This window comes from Pseudonocardia halophobica (assembly GCF_050948485.1).
Classification (GTDB): Bacteria; Actinomycetota; Actinomycetes; order Mycobacteriales; family Pseudonocardiaceae; genus Pseudonocardia; species Pseudonocardia halophobica.
Genome location: NZ_CP192046.1, coordinates 7,458,896 through 7,476,868 on the forward strand (window position 1 = coordinate 7,458,896; position 17,973 = coordinate 7,476,868).

A 17,973-nucleotide genomic window follows, 5' to 3' on the forward strand; every position below is an offset into this window, starting at 1 on the left:
GTGAAGCCGTGCCAGTCGGTCACATGGCCCGCATTCGCGCCGGTCGCCGCCGCGGAGTACTGGCACATCGGCGACATCCACAGCCGGTTCGGCACGCGGAGCGCGCGCATCTCCAAGGGGTCGCCCGGACGTGTCACGAGCTCGGTCCCGCCAGGAACGAGGAGGGAGCTCGTCCTCACAGATCAGGAGTCAACCGAACCCTGGGCAGTCCCGAACGGTCCAACCGAACCCTGCTCACCGAGTTCGCCTACGCCCGCCCCTGGCACTCCAACACCGAACGCCTCGCCGCCCTGGACAGCTGGGTGCACGACTACAACACTCGACGCGCCCACTCCGCCCTCGGAGGCCGACCCCCGGCCACCCGACTCGCCGCCTGACCGTCAACAACGTCCCGGGTCACTACAGCTAGTGGGCAGCCTCGCCCTGTGGTGCCCGGATCCGCCGGGCCAAGGAGCGCAGCGTGGTGAGCACGGTGAACACGTGGACATCCGCCGCGGCGGAGCGCGTGGTCGGCTTGCCCGGCGACTGCTCTCTCGGCATGGCTCCATCCTCGTTTCCAAGGTCAGGGGCCCGTCAGACCCAGGGCGAGTCACTTGTCGAGTACGCGGTTCACCATGTCGAGCAAATACTGCGCGCGAGCCAGGAGCTTGCCTCCATGCGGGTCATTGACGGTCGAAGCGGTACCGACGGCCTCGACAGCGATAGCAAGGGCTTCGAGGAGATTCCCCTCCGCGAGACGGTCGGAAGCGAGAATGGTGAGCGTCCAAGCCAACTCGGCAGGTCGCCCCTCGCGTCGCAACGCGAGCGCCAACTGCTTAGCGTCCGGCGCCGGCATGTCTGCCTGCCGACGAAAAGCGACGTGCACCAGCCTCTCACCGAGCGTGGGCATCCCGACCTTCCGCAGGCGCGCAGCCTCACCGAGGTGCCATGCCGCTGCGCCAAGACGGCCGAGGCTCGCGATCGCCAGCCCGAGATGAGCTGTAGAGGCCACATGTGCACCGAACATCTCGGTGCTCACCGAGTTCAACGCCAGCTCAGCTGCGGCGTTCCCGCCGCCCTCGGCGTACAACAACCTGGACAGTAGCAACGCCACGGTCGCTTCGACTGCAGGTTGCAGAATTCCGGGACGTAATGCACCGACCTCGGCCTGGATAGCGTCGGCGAAGGCGATCGCTGCATCGTCTGTGTTGCCGTCCTGAAGAAGGCTCAGACCGAGCTCGTACGACGCGACCGCGAGAGTCCGCGGCATAGTCGAGGGCAGCGCTGCAGGTGCGTCAAGTAGGGTATCCGACATTGTGATCAAAGGTTCGCGGCTGATGGAAGGGACTTGTTCCGCACTTCTATTCCTTACTGTCGGCCACCTCCTCCGTGGCGTCCCGTCGACGTTCTGGCTCGAGCAGGTCGCGGGAGGGGTGGACGCCTGTCACCAGGCCGACCTCAACGCGCAGGTGAACCAGCACCGCCGTCGGCATGAGCGGTCGCCGCAGCCCTGGCCCCCCAGGTCTCGAGGACGCCGTCGAAGACTCGTCTCCTCGCCTCGACCGCCGTGAGCACGTCAGGCCCTACCGGCAGGTGAACCGGCAGGCTCGGAGCGGTCGCCGCGTCGATCAAGAGGGAGGCCACAGCACCGACGTCGTTGAGCTGACGGCCATGGCCCGTGGTGGCGAAGTCCGTGGCGAAGCGGGTGGGGCCTTCCCCGTAGTCCGCGATCCGGCCTCCGGTGATCTGCATGGCATCCGGGTTGAGGAAGCCGGTACGCACCGCGCCGAGCTCGGCGACACCGACCGAGATGCCCAGCGGCGCCAGCTCCTGAGCCATGGCCTCGGTCAGCCCCTCGAGTGCGTGCTTGGTCGCGCTATAGACCCCGACGCCGGCGAGTCCTCTCAGGCCGGCGACCGAGCCGATGGTCAGGATGCGGCCCGCACGACGGCTCCGCATGTGCGGCAACACTGCGCGGACGACGTTCAGCACGCCGAAGAAGTTGGTGTCGAAGACCGCCCGGACCTCGGCATCCGTCGTCTCCTCGACGGCACCGGTGATTCCGTAGCCCGCGTTGTTCACAACGACGTCGATCCCACCGAAGCACTCGAGGCCCTCGGTGACCGCTTCCTGCACCGCCTTCGGAGACGTCACATCGGCCTCGACGGCGAGGACGTGATCGTCGGCGCGGAGGTGGTCCGGGATCGAATCGAGCCGACGGGCTGTCGCGATCACATCCTCGCCACGCTCCGCAAGCTGTTGCACCATCTCGAGTCCGAGCCCGCGCGAGCTCCCCGTCACGAACCACGTCGCCATGACCTGACCCTCTCAAGCGATCCCTGTCGCACGCACCGCACCGGAACACGGCGCTGTAGTCCTCTCCAACGCCGTCGCGGCGACTGATATAAGTGCGGGTGGAGGGGGTTTCATGGTCGAGAATCGCGGAACGCGAAGCCGGATCGCCGCACCGTCCACCGCGATCCTCCTTGCGGCCGAGACGTGCTACGCGCGCTTCGGCATCGAGGCGACGACCATGGATCACGTCGCACAGGAGGCCGGGCTGTCCAGGCCGACCGTGTACCGCTACTACCCCACTCGACAAACCCTCATCTCCAGCGTCGTCGAGTACCGCGCCAACGACCTGTTCGAGCGGGCACGGCGCTTCATGGCGACGCGTCACCGCATCGACGACCGCCTCGTCGACGGCATGATCTACCTCGTCGACCACGGATCCCGCGACCCCATGGTCATGCACCTGTTCAGCCTGACCACACCACAGACGAAGGACGCCGCCGTGGACGCCCGCCGCCTGGCCACCGGCTTGGCCACGGCGTTCTGGGTTCCGCTGCTGAGCGAAGCCCAGAAGGCCTCACGGATCCGGCCCGACCTCGACATCCCCGAGTTCGCCTCATGGCTGGTCGCGATCTCGCTTATGATGGTCGCGCGTGTGGAGCGGCTCGGAGCCGCCGATCCATCGCACAAGCAACTGCTGCGACGGTTCGTCGTTCCGCTGCTGCACAGCTCACTCCGTCAGTGAGCGCACTCCTGAGGCCTCGTCGTCACGCGGTGAGCACGGGAAGCAGGTAGGCGCGCAGCATGTCCCGCACGGAGCTGCCGGAGAAGTCGATGATCTCCTGACGGGCGACCAGCATCAACTCGAGATCCGAGAACAGCCCGCTCACCTGACGAAGGTCCAGATCGCCGGAGAGGGCCCCGGCCTGCTGAGCCTCGTGTAGGAGGGGATGCCACATCTTATGGACGAGCTCCGGGGCGAGTTCGGTGACCAACGTCAAGCCCGACGCGTCCTCGTGGTCCTCAGGCTGGAGCATTCCGCGCAGGATCGGATCTCGCCGACCCCAGAGGACGAAGAAGACGAGGCCTTCGAGAATGCGTTCTTGGAAGGTGGGGAAGCGCGCGACATGGGCGTGCAGGCGCTCGCCGAACGCCTGTGCCCGCCATTCCAGGGCTGCCCTGATCAGTCCGTCGCGGTCGGAGAAATGACGGTAGATGGTGGGCCTCGAGATCCTGGCGCGCCGTGCGACGTCCTCCATCGAGGTATGCGGAATGCCGTCGGCGAGGAAACACTCCTCGGCCGCCGCCAGCAGACGAACCCGGGTACTACGCCGATGTCGGGGAAACGACCTCTCGCCCTGATCCACGACTCTCCCGGTAGCGCCGACGGCCCTCACAGTACCGCGTGATCATCCGGTGGTCGGTCGAGCCGACAGCGGGAGCCGTCATCGAGGCCGCGGGCGCTCAGGCACCCGCGGCCTGCGGCCTTCAGACGGGCGTCAGTTCCGCGACCAGCCAGTCTCCGTCCTTCTTCTCCATGGTCACGTGGAGGCGGCTGCCGGACAGAGTCGGGTCCGGGCTCGCGGAGGACTGTGTGGTCTGGTTCAGGAACATGACGACCTGGACCTGGTCGATGCCGTCATCACCCGCCACCGAGGAGGACACGACCGACGACCGCGTCGTCAGCTGCTGTTGGGTCGCGGCCGGAATGACGACGTCCCGCAGCAGCGCGCCGTAGTCCTCCTTGAACTGGCCGGTCAGCAGAGCCATGCGCGCGCCGATATCGGTCGCGATCGTCCGGTGGTCATAGGAGAGCAGCTCGACGACCTTCTGGTCCGCGGCGGCCCGGGCCTCGCCCCGCGCGCGCTCGACCTGGGTCTGTTGCAGCGCCAGAAACGCGAAGAGTCCGGTGACGAGCAGGAGCACGACGGCCGTCGTGCCCAGAAGCCAGAACGTCCGTCGCGGTCTGCGTCGGGCATCCGTCCAGGCTGTCACGGGCAGGTGGGCGGCCCACCGTGCACCGGCACCCACAACGGTCAGCGCGGTACCGACCCCGCTCACGGCACGAACTCCACCCGTGCGACGAGCCATCGGCCGTCATGTTTCTCCATCTGCTGCACCAATCGGTAGAAGCGCTGCTCGCCCTCCGGCACGGTCTTGTTCTTCACCGTGGTCCGGACGGCGACGAGTGCGCCGGCCGTCTCACCGTCGAAGGTCTCGAGGCCTGCCGCCGTCACCTCGCCTGCGGTGACGACCTCGCCGTCCTTCACCACGCCCACGTAAGAGTCCAGGTTCTGGGTGAACAGGCCACCGAAGTCGCCCGTGGATCCCTCGAGCACCCGTCGGACGTCCTGCTCGGCCTGGTTGTAGTCGATCGTCGTCAAGTTGACCGCTGACTGGCGAGCTGCCGAGAGGGCGTTCTCCCGATCGTCGATCATCGCCTGACCGTGCGTCCAGAAGACGGCCGCCGTGATCGCGGCCGCGAGCAGGAGGACGCTTACGACGAGCAAGGACACGAGGCCCGTGAGGCGACGCCCTGCCAGGAGAGGCGCTCGGTCGGCGGCCTCGTCGCCCGGGCGGCCCTCGGCGGTGACCGTCTCGTCGGAGTCGGTGGTGGCCGTCTCGTCGGAGTCGGTGGTGGCCGTCTCGTCGGAGTCGGAGGGCTCCTCGACGGTGGCGTCGTCGGTCTCGTCGACGGCACCCTTCGGGTTCGTCGAGGGTTGCGAGGCCATGTCGTGGCCGTTCACCCCCCTGCGGGGGGCAGCAGAAGCGAGTGCCATGTCAGCTCCTCGGTGGTAGGTGCAGGGACGCTGTTCGCTCCCAGCGCGGCGAGCGGTTCGGCGAAGGCGGGTTGGCCGTTGAGCCCGAGGTCTGGCTCGATGGTGACCCGCCCGGCGGCCTCCGGTTCGTAGCCGGTGCCGCGGCACTGGAAGATGGTCGCTGCGCGGCGCCCGGGGGGTGACCCGGGTTCGAAGCACGGCAGGTTCCGGGCGCTCCGGGCCAGTGTGGGATCGGACTGGGGGAGCTTGCAGTAGCTGTTCTGGGGTAGCGGCAGGTCCGCGAGCTCAGCGGAGTTGCGCGGGCCGCCCGGCTGTCCGGGCGGCGTCCACCCCTCCGTACAGCCGGGTGGGTTGATGTTGGTCTCGAGGTTGAACCGCAGCGCACCGGGCTGGTCCTTCGGCACGATCATCTGGTTGGCCGCCGCCAGCATCGGGTAGACGACGAGGACCTGCTCGATCGGAGCGTGGTAGGCCTCGGCCAGCCGGGTGAGGACGCCTGTGGTCGAAAGCAGGGTCGGAGTCGTCCTGCTCAGGTCCTTCAACAGGGAGGTGGCCTGGACGGCGGCCTCGGCCCCCTCGGTCAGCACGGCGCGAAGCGGCGGATCCTGATCACGCAGAGTCCGTGAGAAGCCGGCGAGATCGCGGCTCCATCCGCGAATCGCATCGCTGCTGACCAGCTGGGAGTCGGCGAACGGCTGAAAGTCGCGGAGCAGCTGTTCGGTGCTGTCCAGGTTCTCCCGTGCCGTTCCCACCAGCCTCTGCGTGTTGTCCAACAGACGCCCGAGATCGGGGCCGATGCCGTCGAACGCCGCCGCGAACTCGTTCAGTGTGCTGCGCATCTGATCGGGGGGAACGGACGCGAGCAGGGAGTCGGCCTGTTGCAGGACGTCGGCGGTCGCGGGCGGGACCGACGTGCGAGACAACGGGATCACGTCGCCGTCGTTGAGGGGCCGCCCGCCGTCTCCCGGCGGCGGGATCAGGTCGAGGTACTGCTCCCCGATCGCCGAGACGCTGTGCACCTCTGCCGTGCTCGCCTCGGAGGGGACCCGCTCGGAGTCGATCGACAAGGTGGCGACGACGTGGTCGTCCTCGAGCTCGATGTCGGTCACCTTGCCGACGGTCACACCGCGGAAGGTGACGTTGGCGTTCGGGTAGAGCCCGCCTGCGACCGGCAGCTCGGCCGTGACTGCGATGCGTCCCACACCGAGCAGGCTCGGCACCCGGACGTAGACGAACACGATCAGGATGGCGGCGATGAGCGTCAGGATGGTGAACAGGACGAGCTGGACCTTGACGAACCGGGAGATGAGCATGTCAGTTCCCTCCCGTCAGCCCGCCGACGAGGTCCCCGATCGGGCCCGGGGCCTCGCCGCCCGGCGGACGCTCATCGGGTGGAATGGGGTCGCCTGTGGGAGGCGGTGGCGCGTCGGTGGGCCGGGTCGCGGGCTGGGAGCCTGCCACCCCGCCACCGCGTGGCAGTAGGTCGCCGACGGCATCCGGTAGCGGAACCGCGGGCGGCCGGCCATCGGGGCCGGGCTGGATCGGGGCGAGGAGAGGGTTCGCGTTCTGCAGCGCCGCGCCCCCCGTCCCCGCCAGCACCTGCTCGAAGTTGCCGAGGCTGCCTGCGAACGGGGTTCCGGTGAGGAAGTTCCGGTCCAGCGTGGACAACGTGAGGTCCAGGGTGAGCCAGAAGTTCACGTAGTCCCCGCGGTAGATCTTTCCGAAGCCCTTGAGCGGGAACACCAGGGTGCCCAGCAGCCCGAGCGAGTCCGTGAGTGAGTGACCGGAGTCTGCGAGGCCGCGCAGCGCAGGCTCCAGGTTCGCCACGTTTGTGGTGAGATCGTCCGAGGTCCGCTCGATGACCTCGTCCGAGGCCACACCGAAGTCGCCGAGTGCGGTCAGGGTCGACGTCAACTTCGCCCGCTCCCGGTTGAGCACCTCGAGTCCGCTGGGCAGGCTGTCGAGCGCGCCGTCGATCTTCGAGTTCTGCTCGGCGAGTCGAGCGGACAGTCGATCGAGCCCGTCGATGGCCCGGACGATGTCCGCTTTCTGGTCGTCGAGCCCGGTGACGAAGGTGTCGAGCTGCTCGAGCAGCCCGCGGAAGGTCTGTTCCCTGCCGTCCAGCGTCTTGTCCAGCTCGGTGGTGATGGTCTTGAGCTGGTTCAGTCCGCCTCCGTTGAGAAGCGCCGCGACGGAGGCGAGGACCTGCTCGGTCTCGGGGTACTTCCCGGACTGGGAGAGCGGGATCCGCGAGTTCGCCGCCACGAGCTGGGGAGCGGGGTCGACCGGTTGACCGAGCTCGATGTACTTGGCGCCCAGCAGCGAGACCTGGCCCACCGTCGCGGTGACGTTGGTGGGCAGCTTCACGTCCGGCTCGAGGGTGATCGTCACGACGGCATTCCAGCCGTCGAGTTCGATCTTCTCGATGTTGCCGACGGTGACGTCCCCGAGCCGCACCGGGTTGTTGGGCACGAGGTCGGCGACGTCGTTCATCTCGACCTGAACCGAGTACGATCCCTCCTTCGTCCCGGCGGCGCCGGGGAGCGTGAAGTCGTTGAGACCCTTGTAGTCACACGCGGACAGGGCCATCGTCGCCGCCGCGAGAGCCGCTACCGCGCTCGCTCTGCGCATTCCTCGCATCAGTTGCCCCCGTTCGGGACGAGCAGGCCTCCCAGGCCGGGAATGTTCGCGGGCGGAGGCAGCTGCGACGGACCTTCGGCGTCACCCGGCGCCGGGTCCACCGGCCCGGGGTCGGGCTGGTTGCCGCCACCGCCCGGCACGAGCAGGGGATTCACGCCGACCGGTATCGGCTGCACGCGGAGCACGTTGAGCAGGGGGCCCAGGTAGCTCTTGCAGGACTTCACGCCCTCATCGACGCTCTGGTAGGCCACGGAGAACGCAGAGCAGACGAAGTCCGCCGGGGTGTTGAGGTTGTCCACCTCCAGGACGCCGGTCAGCGCCCCGCTACGCGGCGAGAAGATGTTGAAGGTGTTCATCAACGTGCTGGGCCCGACGTGGAGGAGCGTCGCCAGATCGTCACGGCTGTTGGCGAGGGTGCGGGTGAACCGCCCGAGCTTGTCCACCGCCGTGTTCAGCGGTGCCCCGTTGGTCGCGACGAACTCGTCGACCGCACGTGCTGCGGCGTCGACGCCCTGCAGGGCCTGCGCCAGTTCGTCGGTGTTGTCGTTGAGGAACGACGAGACCGTCGACAGCCTGCCGTTGAATTCCACGATCTGGTCATCCATCGCCGACAGTGCGGTGACGAAGGCCTGCAGGTTGCGGACAGTGCCGAACAGGTCCTCCCGGCCGTCGCTCAGCGTCTGCACCGCGGCCGAGGCTTGACGCACCATCTCGTTGAAGCGGGCACCCTGGCCCCCTGCCGCGTTGGCGGCCACGGTGTCGGCAAAGCGCCTCAACGCCCCGTCCTTGTCGATGCCGTCCGGTCCGAGCGCCCGGGAGAGGTTGCCCAACTCCTTCTTCAAGTCGTCGAACTCCAGCGGCGATGCAGTGCGGTCGGCCGGGATGACCCCGCCGTCCTCCAGCACCGGGCCGTCGACGTAGGCGGGTGCGATCTGCAGGAACCGGGTCGCGACGAGCGTCGGCGAGATGATCGCGGCCTTGGCGTCGGCCGGGAGGTCGTACTTCGCGTCGTACTCGAAGCTGACCTTGACCGTGTCGCCCAGGGGCTCGATCGCGGTGATCTCACCGACGTCCACGCCCTGGATGCGGACCCGGTCCTTCGGGTAGACGTTCTTGACCGAGGCGAAGTACGCGACGCCGCTCTTCGTGCTGTTGTTGACCACCAGCACGACGGCGGCCGCGACGACCATCGCCACCACGAGCACCCCGAGCACCTTGGTGACCATTCCGGTGGCACGCATGTCAGTTGCCCCCCAGTCCGATGAGGCTCGACGGCGCGGGCAGCTCGGGCACCGCGCCGGCGACCGGGTTGTTCGGCACGGTCAGGCTCGGGATGTAGTCGGACAACGGGAAGACGACCGGGGCCACGCCGGTCAGGTCGCCGTGCCCGGTGAAGTACGGGCCGGTCGCGAGGCCCTCACCGAGGCCGGTGATGAAGCTGGACACGCGCTGCACCGAGGAGACGATGTTGCCCTCGTTGCGCTGCAGCACCTCCATCGCGGCGTTGAGCTGGTCCAGTGCCGGCTTGAGCCGGTTCCGCTGCTCCTCGGTGAGCCCGACGATCTGGTCTGCGACCGCCTTGGTGTTGACGAGCAGGCTGTGGATCGACTCGCGTCGCCGCTCCAGTTCCTGAAGCAGGCTGTTGCCGTTGACCAGCAGGGTGGAGAGCTTGCCGGTGTTGGTCTTCAGCACCTCGGTGACCTTCTCGGCGTGCCCGAACAGCTCGCGCAGCGCCTGGTCCCGGGAGGCGATGGTCTGCGAGATCCGGGTGATGCCCGCGAACGCCGCACCGATGTCGTCCGGGGTGTCGGAGAAGGCGTCGGAGAAGGTGTTCATGGCCTCGCCGAGCTGGTCCATGTCCACCTCGCCCGTGCGACGCGTGAGGTCCTCGATGCCCTGGGTGACGCTGTACGGCGACGTCGTCCGGTGCCGCGGGATCGAGTCGCCCGAGGACAGTGCGCCATCGCCCGCAGGCTCGATCCCGAGCCGGCGCTCCCCCAGCAGCGTCTGGGTGCGGATCGTGGCGCGGGTGGCGTCGCCGAGGGTGACCCCCTTGGCCGTGAAGGTCACGACGACGTCCGCACCGTCCAGGTCCACCGACGACACCTTGCCGACCTCCGTGCCGGCCACGGTGACGATGTCGCCGGCCTTGAGCCCGCCCCCCTCGGCGAACCGAGCCTCGTAGCTCGTACCGGCGAACACCGGCAGGGCGGCCAGCTGGAAGGAGCCGAACAGCACCACCAGAAGGCCTACGATGCCGGCGATCGCGATGACGACCGGGTTCTTCTCCCGGAAGCGCAGCTTCATCGTCCCTCCACCTCGTTCGTCTGGTCGGGCGTGTCCCGCTCATCGACCGGGTAGGGGTTCTCCCCCGGCCCACGGCCAGGCGGGTTCGCGGCCCGGTCGGCCTGGACAGGGTCGTAGGCCTCGCGCTGCTCAGGCGTCTCGAGAGGGGCGGCGTCCGGCTGACAGCGTTCGACGTTGTCGGACGGCCCGACCCACGGCGTGTACATCGGCTGTCCGTCCGGCCCGGTCAACCGGAGCCGGAGCGAGCAGATGAACAGGCCGTAGGTGCTTCCCCGCGAGCCGAGCCTGCTGATCCGCAGGTAGGCCCCGGGCAGCAGGGACAGGTTCTCGTCGACTGCCTCCTGGCCCTGGTTGACCAGCGTCGCCACTCGGTCCACCTGGTCGACCGTGCCCTGCAACGGGCCCCGCAGCTTGCCGAGGAGCTCGTCGGTTCCACCGACCAGCCGGTCGATGTCCGCGAAGGATTGCCCCAGCGGCCCACGGTCGTCGTTCAGCCCGGAGATCAGCTGCTGGAGCTGGTCGATCGTGCGGTCCACATCGGGCGCACGCCGGTCCAGGGTGTCGAGCACCGTGTTCAGGTTGGTGACGACCTGCCCGATGACCTGGTCCCGCTCGGCCAGGGTGTTGGTCAGCGACGCCGCCCGGGCCAGCAGGGACTCGATCGTCCCGCCCTCGCCCTGGAACACCGAGATGACGTTCTGGGTCAGTGAGTTGATTCGCTCCGGGGCCAGCCCCTCGAACAGCGGGTTGAACCCGGCGAGCAGCACGTCCAGGTCCAGGGCGGGTTTGGTCTGCGCGATCGGCAGCGTCGCCCCCTCGGCCAGCGGTGCGGTGCTGCCCGCGCCCTCGCTCAGTGCGAGGTATCGGTCGCCGGTGAGGTTGAGGTAGCGGGCCGCGGCCTGCATCCCCTCCGGCAGGGTGCGGTCGGCCTCCACCTGGAAGCTGACCTTGCCCTGGGTGTTCTCGTGGACCTCGACCTCGGAGACCTTGCCGACCTTGACCCCGGCGATCCGGACGGAGTCCCCGGGCTGCAGCCCGGAGGTGTCCCGGAAGACCGCGGAGTACTCCTTGGTCGAGGTGAACCAGCCTCCGCCCGACAGCTCGAACCCGATGAGCCCAAGCACCAGCAGGGTGACGATCGTGAAGACGATGCTCTTCGTGAGCGGGCCACCAATGGCCTGCGCGTTACCCGTACTCACCGTCCACCTCCGGGCGTCGCGTCCCGAGCCCCCTGGGCGGCCAGCGGCCCGAAGAGCTGGGCCACCAGCGGCGGATCACCGATCCGAAGGGTGTTGTCCCCGGGGTAAGGGTTGGGTTCGCCGCCCTCGTCGACGTTGCGCAGCAACTCCGGCGGCGTCGACAGGCCGTCGATGACGGGCAGGCCGTTGCAGTTCGGGCCGCCCGTGGCGGCCACGACGGGCGGGCCGTCGTACAGGTTGTCACCGGGCTCGAAGGCGGTGTTGCCGACCAGGCCGGGGACGGTGTTGCCCTGGGTCGTCTCCAGCCGCTTGCGGGCCTCGTCCATGCCCTGGAAGAAGCAGGCGAACTCGGGCGAGTACTCGCGCAGCAGGTCCGTGGTGGGCAGTCCGGTGCGGACGACCTCCTCGAGGTTGTCGCCGTTCTGCCGGAAGAAGTCCGCGCCGACCCCGGAGAGCCTGCTGACGCTGAACAGGAAGCTGTCGAGCTGGGCCTGCTGGTCCACGATCGTGCGGCTGGTGAACGCCGCGTTGTCCAGGAGGTCGGTCAGGTCTGGGGCGACGTCCGCGTACAGGTTGGTGAGGTCCGCACCCCGCGCCAGGCTCCGCTGCAAGTCCGGGAGGTTCTCGTTGAACCGGCGCAAGTAGGCCTCCAGGTCGGTGGCCGTTTCGCCGATCTGCTCGCCCCGGCCGTTCAGCGCCTGGGCCATGTTGCCGAGGAACGCGCTGACCTTGTCCGGCTCCAGCGTGGTCAGGACCCCGTCGAGATGGTCGAACAGCGTGTTGACCTCGACGGTCACCCGGTCGGACAGCACCGTGGCACCCGCAGCGAGCCGCGCAGTGGAGGGCTGCTCGGGGACCGTCAGCGCCACCGTCTTGAGTCCGAACGCGGTGAGCTGGTTGAGCTCCATCCCGACGTTGGCGGGGATCATGTCGAGCGAGTCCGGATCCATGTCCAAGGTGATCTCGACGCTTCCGCTCTCGTCCGCCGAGACGGAGCCGACCCGCCCGACGTCGACACCACGCAGCTGGACACGGTTGCCGGGGTACATCTGGAGGCCGGAGCGGTCGGCGCGGAGGGTGACGGGCGCCGACGGTGTGAAGGCCCGGGCATAGACGGCCGCGCAGAGCGCGACGAAGGCGACGATGATGGCCAGCAGGGCCAAGGCGTAGACCTTGAGCTTGATCGACTGCGTCATCGCGCGCCTACCCCGAGATCCGGAAGGCGTCGGAGTCGGCGTAGAGGGCCATGGAGATGGCCAGCTCCACCGCGAGTACCGCGATCAGGGAGGTGCGCACGGCCTTGCCGACCGCACGCCCGACACCCGCGGGGCCGCCGGAGGCGGTGTAGCCGTAGTAGGTGTGGATCAGAATGACCACCACGGCGATTCCGATTGCCTGGGCGAAGGAGTAGAGCACGTCCTGCCACTGCATGAACGTGCTCATGTAGTGGTCGTAGGTGCCCTCGGAGAGCCCGAAGAAGTTGACCTGGGTCAGCTTCCAGCCGATCCAGGAGCCGCACATCGCCATCGCGAAGATCGGGATGATCGTGATCATCCCTGCGACCAGACGCGTGGTGACCAGGTAGGGCAGCGACCGCACGCCGATGACTTCGAGGGCGTCGATCTCCTCCGAGACGCGCATCGCGCCGAGCTGGGCGGTGAAGCCGGAGCCCACCGTCGCCGCCAGGGCGGCGCCGGCCACGATAGGCGTCAGCAAGCGGGGGTTGATGATCGCCGAGGAGAACCCGCCGAGAGCCTCCAGTTGCAGGTCGGACAGTGCGTCGAACGACTGGACCCCGCCGGTGACCCCCGCGAACATGGTGATGAACAGCGTGATCACCGACGAGCCGCCGATCACCGCGAGCGCGCCGGAGGACATGCCGACCTCGGCGATGAGCCGGATCTGCTCGGTCTTGTAGCTCTTGACCGCCTTGGGGGTCCAGGCGATGGACTTGCCGTAGAACTCGGCCTGGCGCCCCAGGTCGTCGAGCAGGTTCAGCGGCGCCTTCACCGCCTTCGCCAAGCCACTCCCGATGCTCATCAGTGGCCTCCCACGATGCCGAGCGAGTAGGGGATCTGCGTGAGCAGGATGTTGATCGGGAACAGCGCGAGGAACGTGTAGACGACCGTCTCGTTCACCGCGTTGCCCACGCCGCGCGGCCCGGCGGCACACGTCATGCCGCGGTAGCAGCCGATGAGCGCGCCGACCACGCCGAAGACCACGGCGCGGATCTCGCCGTGGACCAGGTCGGGGAAGCCGACCAGCAGCTTCATCGAGTCGACGTACTGGCCCGGCGAGGCGCCCTGCAGGAACACGCCGAAGACGAACCCGCCGGACAGCCCGATCAGGATCATCACGCCGTTGAGCAGGAAGGCGTTTACCGCCGTGGCCAGCACGCGTGGGACGACGAGGCGCTGGACGGTGTCGATGCCGAGCACCTCCATCGCGTCGAGCTCCTCGCGGATCTTGCGGGCGCCGATGTCCGCGCAGATCGCCGTCGAGCTGGCGCCGGCGATGATGAACGTCGTCGCGACGGGGCCGATCTGGGTGACCGTGGCGAAGCCCGAGCCGGAGCCGGACAGGTCGATCGCGCCGATCTCGACCAGGATCAGGTTGAACTGGAAGGTCACCAGGGCGACGAAGGGGATGCCCAGCAGGATCGCGGGGCCGAGCGAGACGCTCGCGACGAACCAGGTCTGCTGGATGAACTCGCGCCACTGGAAGGGCGGCTTGACCATCGCCACGAACGTGTCGAGCGTGAACGCGAAGAAGCCGCCGATCGGCTTCGCGACACGCGTCAGCGCGGACCCGGCCATCACGGGCCTGTCCGACGGCTAAGCGCACGGCGGACTCGACGCACGGTGGGAAGCTGCTGCATCTGACGCCTCTGCATCGAGGGGACTCGGAAGCGGCGGGGCCCGACACGGGGGTTGGCGAGCGCCGTCGGTCGACCAACGACGCGGGACGCTACAGGTTTCGCCGTGGTGTCTCGTTTCTTCGATCAGAACACCTTCAGGCGAAGCTTCTAGCTGGGATTACGAGCAGTTCTCCTACTTTCGAGTGAACAGGGATGAGTCGCCGACCCCCGAGCTGTTCACTCACGTTTAGATCGATGCGGGCGGTCGTGCGACAGACGCACCGTGCCCACACACCCGCTTCCATGGAGGTACACATGACTGGTGTCGAGGTCCAGGTAGAGGGGCTCCGCAAGTCCTTCGGGCGCGCGAACATCTGGTCGGACGTGACGCTGACCCTGCCCCCGGGGGAGGTCTCCGTCCTGCTCGGGCCGTCGGGCACCGGCAAGTCGGTGTTCCTGAAGTCGCTGATCGGGCTGCTCAAGCCGGAGAAGGGCTCGATCGTCATCCACGACACCGACCTGGTGCGGTGCAACGAGTCGAAGCTGTACGAGCTGCGCAAGCTCTTCGGCGTCCTGTTCCAGGACGGCGCCCTGTTCGGGTCGATGAACCTCTACGACAACATCGCCTTCCCGCTGCGCGAGCACACCAAGAAGTCCGAGGCGCAGATCCGCGACATCGTCATGGCGAAGATGGACATGGTCGGCCTCCAGGGCGACGAGTCCAAGCTCCCCGGTGAGATCTCGGGCGGGATGCGCAAGCGCGCTGGGCTCGCGCGCGCCCTGGTGCTCGACCCGGAGATCATCCTGTTCGACGAGCCGGACTCCGGGCTGGACCCTGTCCGCACGGCCTACCTGAACCAGCTCATCATCGACCTGAACGCCCAGACCGACTCGACGTTCCTGATCGTCACCCACGACATCAACACCGCCCAGACCGTGCCGGACAACATCGGCATGCTCTACCGCAAGCACCTCGCCATGTTCGGCCCCCGCGAGGTGCTGCTGACCAGCGAGGACCCCGTCGTCTCCCAGTTCCTCAACGGCCGCCGCCAGGGCCCCATCGGCATGTCCGAGGAGAAGGACACCGCCCAGGCCCAGCGCGAGATGGCCGAGATCGACGAGCTGTCCGGGCTGCCCCCGATCAAGCCCCAGCTCGAGGCGAGCAAGGGCATGCCCGAACGCAAAGCCGTCGCGCGCAGGCAGGCACGGGTCCGCGAGGTGCTGCACACCCTGCCACCGGCCGCGCAGGAGGCCATCCGCCGGTCCCAGGCCGGGGACCGGCGGTGGGAGGACACGACCCGGGTGCCGCGCATCGAGGACCAGCCGACGGAACAGCTGCCCCGGCTCCGTTGAGCAGGCGGTTCAGGCGCGACTGCGCCTGTGCTGCGCCGCGGTCATTGCAAGAGCGGTGATCAACACGACGCCGGTGAAGACGTCCGCGGCCCAGGGCGGGGCGGCCGCCAGCGCGAGACCGGTCGTCCCGGTGCCCAGGGTGATCACCGCGACGACGGTCCCCCAGGCGTTGAACCGGCCGTCCTTGAACTGAGTCGCGCCGAGGAAGGCCGCGGCGAAAGCGGGAAGCAGGTAGGGCTCTCCCGCCGAGGGCGAGCCCGACGAGAGCATGGACGCCAGCACGACGCCCGCCCACCCCGAGGCCACCGCCGAGACGATCAGGGCGCCGAACTGCAGGCGCTTCGTCCGGACACCCGAAAGCTCCGCTGCTCCGGCGTTGAACCCGGTGGCGTACATCCGTCGTCCCAGTGGCGTGTGCTCAAGGACGTACCACAGTGCGAGAGCGGCGATCAGCACGTAGAGGACCGGCAGGGTCACGCCGAGGACCTGGTGCTGGCCGATGGCGGCGAACGCTCCGCCGAGCTCGTTGCCCTGGATGCTCTCCTCGTCGGTGACGAAGGTGATGAGCGCTTGGATGATCGATCCTGTACCGAGCGTCGCGATGAGCGACTCGACGCGGAGCACGATCACGACGAGGGCGTTGAGCAAACCGACGAGGAGCGCGGCTCCGAGCGCGGCGAGCACGGCGAGCCACACGGGGGCACCGCCGACCACCAGCGCTGTGGCGGTCACCCCCGACAAGGTCATCGTGAAGGCGAACGAGAGGTCGAAGACCCTCGTGGCCAGCGGAACGCAGATCGCCAGCGCGGCCAGTCCGATGACGGCGTTGGCGTTGAGAACCTGCCGGATGGTGTCCAACCGCGGGAAGGTCTCGGGCGCCAGCACACTGAACAGGACGATGATGGCGATCAGCAGGTAGACGGCGCTGATCCGGCGTAGCGAGAGGGTCTGCGTCCAGGACCGCCGGGCGGCCGGGACCGACTGGCGGCGCACCTCCTGGGCGTCGGCGGTGGTGTCGTCGTCGACTGTCATCTCGAGCCGTCCTCCATACGAGCGATCAGGTTCCTGTCGGTGATCTCAGGCGTCGTCAGCTCGACGGGCGGGCCCCAGCGTCGGAGCACGATCACCCGGGTGCACATCGCCACGAGGTCTCCGGTGTCCGTCGAGCTCACCACCGCGGCCAGACCGTCCTTGGAGAGTCCTACGAGCAGATCGTGGATGGCCCGTCGGGTTCCGACGTCCACCCCGGCCGTCGGCTCGGCGAGGAGGAGCACGTCCGGGTCGGCCGCGAGGCAGCGGCCGAGCACGACCTTCTGCTGGTTGCCACCGGACAAGGTGAGAACGGGCGCCTCCATGGACGGGGCGGTGATACTCAGCCGCTCCTCCCAGAGCCGGGCCTCCTCCCGCTCACGCCGTCGATCGAGCCGCGACCGTCCGAGGCGCCCGAGGATGCCGAGGGACAGGTTCTCGCGCACCGTGAACCCGTCGAGCACCCCGTCACGCAGGCGGTCCGCCGGGACGATCGGAGGGCGTCGCCGCGCGATGTCGCGGCCACTCACCCAGTGCCCCGCCGGGCCGCCGCGACGCACCCGCCCGGTGCTCGGTACACGGCGTCCCGACAGGACGTCGAACACCTCCTCGACCCCGGACCCGGGGAGGCCGGCGAGGCCCACGATCTCCCCCGCCCGCACCCTCAGGTCGAACGCGACACCGCTGCGCAGACCCAGCTCGGCAATCTCCAGCACCGGCGGGGCATCCGGCGCGGGACCGTCGTCGATGCGCCTCCCGGTCTCGACCGCAGACCCGACCATGAGCTCTGCCAGGGCGTCCGTCGTCAGGCCTGCCGCATCGCTTGTCGTCACCACCTGCCCGTCGCGCAAGACCGTGACCCGGTCCGCGATCTCGAAGATCTCCTCGAGCCGGTGGGACACGTAGAGGACGGTGATCCCCTCGTCACGCAGGCGCCGGACGATGGAGAGGAGCTGGACCACCTCGTGGTGCGGGAGCACGGCGGTCGGCTCGTCCAGCACGAGGAGCGAGTCCCTCCCGCGGAACCCGTCGACGGCGAAGGCGATCGCCACGACGGCGCGCTCGATCGGCGTGGCCTCGGCGAGCGGCCGACGCAGGTCGAGCTCCACGTCGAAACGGGCGAGGGCCCGGCGGGCACGGTCTGCGAGGGCCGGCCAGTCCACGGCTCCTCCCGCCCGGCGCGGGTAGCCGGTCGCGAGCCCGAGGTTGTCCACTGTGCTCAGCTCGAGGACGAGGCCGGGGTCCTGGTGCACGACCCGGAGGTCGGGCCGCACCCCCGGGTGCAGGACGTCGATCGGCCGCCCGCCGTACCAGGCCTCCGACGGCGGGTCCGCTGCATGGATCCCGGCGAGGACCTTGATCAAGGTCGACTTGCCCGACCCGTTGTGGCCCACCAGGGCATGCACCTCGCCGCGACGCAGGTCGAGGTCGACACCGTTCAACGCCCGTGCGCCGCCGAACGCCTTCACGAGCCCCCGGAAGCGGAGTAGAGGCTCCACAGCAACAGTCGACATCGGATCACCCCGTCGGTCCGAGA

At 68.6% G+C, this 17,973-nt stretch carries 19 protein-coding genes; 3 read left to right on the forward strand and 16 right to left on the reverse strand.

Annotation, left to right across the window (positions count from 1 at the left end; translation table 11 throughout):
- The first annotated feature begins 23 nt into the window (after nt 1–23).
- Nucleotides 24–377: an integrase core domain-containing protein gene (locus ACQP04_RS35660; protein WP_433508502.1), complete on the forward strand. Its 354-nt coding sequence runs from the start codon at nt 24–26 to the stop codon at nt 375–377.
- Nucleotides 378–405: 28 nt separating this feature from the next.
- Here ACQP04_RS35660 and ACQP04_RS35665 read toward each other — a convergent pair whose 3' ends face one another.
- From ACQP04_RS35665 to ACQP04_RS35675, 3 genes are all read right to left on the reverse strand, one after another.
- Nucleotides 406–540 carry a hypothetical protein gene (locus tag ACQP04_RS35665; protein ID WP_433504828.1) on the reverse strand — a complete coding sequence of 45 codons (135 nt, stop codon included), beginning with the start codon at nt 538–540 and terminating at the stop codon, nt 406–408.
- A gap of 49 nt (nt 541–589) precedes the next feature.
- Complete coding sequence (locus ACQP04_RS35670) at nt 590–1,249, reverse strand: hypothetical protein (RefSeq protein ID WP_433504829.1); 660 nt, start codon at nt 1,247–1,249, stop codon at nt 590–592.
- 188 nt (nt 1,250–1,437) lie between these two features.
- Complete coding sequence (locus tag ACQP04_RS35675; protein ID WP_433504830.1) at nt 1,438–2,295, reverse strand: SDR family oxidoreductase; 858 nt, start codon at nt 2,293–2,295, stop codon at nt 1,438–1,440.
- 112 nt (nt 2,296–2,407) lie between these two features.
- Between ACQP04_RS35675 and ACQP04_RS35680 the strand changes: the two genes are divergently transcribed.
- The gene (locus ACQP04_RS35680; RefSeq protein WP_433504831.1) at nt 2,408–3,016 is read left to right on the forward strand and encodes a TetR/AcrR family transcriptional regulator; all 609 of its coding nucleotides are present in this window, start codon (nt 2,408–2,410) and stop codon (nt 3,014–3,016) included.
- A 22-nt stretch (nt 3,017–3,038) separates the two neighbouring features.
- Here ACQP04_RS35680 and ACQP04_RS35685 read toward each other — a convergent pair whose 3' ends face one another.
- From ACQP04_RS35685 to ACQP04_RS35735, 11 genes are all read right to left on the reverse strand, one after another.
- On the reverse strand, nt 3,039–3,638 hold the full coding sequence (locus tag ACQP04_RS35685) for a TetR/AcrR family transcriptional regulator (protein WP_433504832.1): 600 nt from the start codon (nt 3,636–3,638) through the stop codon (nt 3,039–3,041).
- 121 nt (nt 3,639–3,759) lie between these two features.
- A complete protein-coding gene (locus ACQP04_RS35690) occupies nt 3,760–4,197 on the reverse strand; it encodes a hypothetical protein (protein WP_433504833.1) in 438 nt (145 codons plus the stop codon).
- Between the two features lie 131 nt (nt 4,198–4,328).
- Nucleotides 4,329–5,003: a hypothetical protein gene (locus ACQP04_RS35695; RefSeq protein WP_433504834.1), complete on the reverse strand. Its 675-nt coding sequence runs from the start codon at nt 5,001–5,003 to the stop codon at nt 4,329–4,331.
- Nucleotides 5,004–5,014: 11 nt separating this feature from the next.
- Nucleotides 5,015–6,364, reverse strand: a complete 1,350-nt coding sequence (locus ACQP04_RS35700; RefSeq protein ID WP_433504835.1) for an MCE family protein — start codon at nt 6,362–6,364, stop codon at nt 5,015–5,017.
- Nucleotide 6,365: 1 nt separating this feature from the next.
- Nucleotides 6,366–7,640, reverse strand: coding sequence for an MCE family protein (locus tag ACQP04_RS35705; protein ID WP_433504836.1), 1,275 nt, complete (start codon nt 7,638–7,640; stop codon nt 6,366–6,368).
- A gap of 50 nt (nt 7,641–7,690) precedes the next feature.
- The gene (locus ACQP04_RS35710) at nt 7,691–8,932 is read right to left on the reverse strand and encodes an MCE family protein (protein WP_433504837.1); all 1,242 of its coding nucleotides are present in this window, start codon (nt 8,930–8,932) and stop codon (nt 7,691–7,693) included.
- 1 nt (nt 8,933) lies between these two features.
- Nucleotides 8,934–9,998, reverse strand: coding sequence for an MCE family protein (locus tag ACQP04_RS35715; RefSeq protein ID WP_433504838.1), 1,065 nt, complete (start codon nt 9,996–9,998; stop codon nt 8,934–8,936).
- Nucleotides 9,995–11,197, reverse strand: a complete 1,203-nt coding sequence (locus ACQP04_RS35720; protein ID WP_433504839.1) for an MCE family protein — start codon at nt 11,195–11,197, stop codon at nt 9,995–9,997. Before ACQP04_RS35720 ends, ACQP04_RS35715 begins: the two co-directional genes overlap by 4 nt.
- The gene (locus tag ACQP04_RS35725) at nt 11,194–12,393 is read right to left on the reverse strand and encodes an MCE family protein (RefSeq protein WP_433504840.1); all 1,200 of its coding nucleotides are present in this window, start codon (nt 12,391–12,393) and stop codon (nt 11,194–11,196) included. The genes ACQP04_RS35720 and ACQP04_RS35725 overlap by 4 nt, the downstream gene beginning before the upstream one ends.
- A 7-nt stretch (nt 12,394–12,400) precedes the next feature.
- Nucleotides 12,401–13,237 carry an MlaE family ABC transporter permease gene (locus ACQP04_RS35730; protein WP_433504841.1) on the reverse strand — a complete coding sequence of 279 codons (837 nt, stop codon included), beginning with the start codon at nt 13,235–13,237 and terminating at the stop codon, nt 12,401–12,403.
- Nucleotides 13,237–14,013, reverse strand: coding sequence for an MlaE family ABC transporter permease (locus ACQP04_RS35735; protein ID WP_433504842.1), 777 nt, complete (start codon nt 14,011–14,013; stop codon nt 13,237–13,239). Before ACQP04_RS35735 ends, ACQP04_RS35730 begins: the two co-directional genes overlap by 1 nt.
- Before the next feature lie 356 nt (nt 14,014–14,369).
- Here ACQP04_RS35735 and ACQP04_RS35740 point away from each other — a divergent pair, with 356 nt between their 5' ends.
- A complete protein-coding gene (locus ACQP04_RS35740) occupies nt 14,370–15,407 on the forward strand; it encodes an ABC transporter ATP-binding protein (protein ID WP_433504843.1) in 1,038 nt (345 codons plus the stop codon).
- Between the two features lie 9 nt (nt 15,408–15,416).
- On the opposite strand, the gene ACQP04_RS35745 is transcribed toward ACQP04_RS35740, so the two are convergent.
- Both ACQP04_RS35745 and ACQP04_RS35750 read right to left on the reverse strand, forming a co-directional pair.
- The gene (locus ACQP04_RS35745) at nt 15,417–16,439 is read right to left on the reverse strand and encodes an ABC transporter permease (RefSeq protein WP_433504844.1); all 1,023 of its coding nucleotides are present in this window, start codon (nt 16,437–16,439) and stop codon (nt 15,417–15,419) included.
- Nucleotides 16,436–17,935: a sugar ABC transporter ATP-binding protein gene (locus tag ACQP04_RS35750; protein WP_433504845.1), complete on the reverse strand. Its 1,500-nt coding sequence runs from the start codon at nt 17,933–17,935 to the stop codon at nt 16,436–16,438. Before ACQP04_RS35750 ends, ACQP04_RS35745 begins: the two co-directional genes overlap by 4 nt.
- Nucleotides 17,936–17,973: the final 38 nt, after the last annotated feature.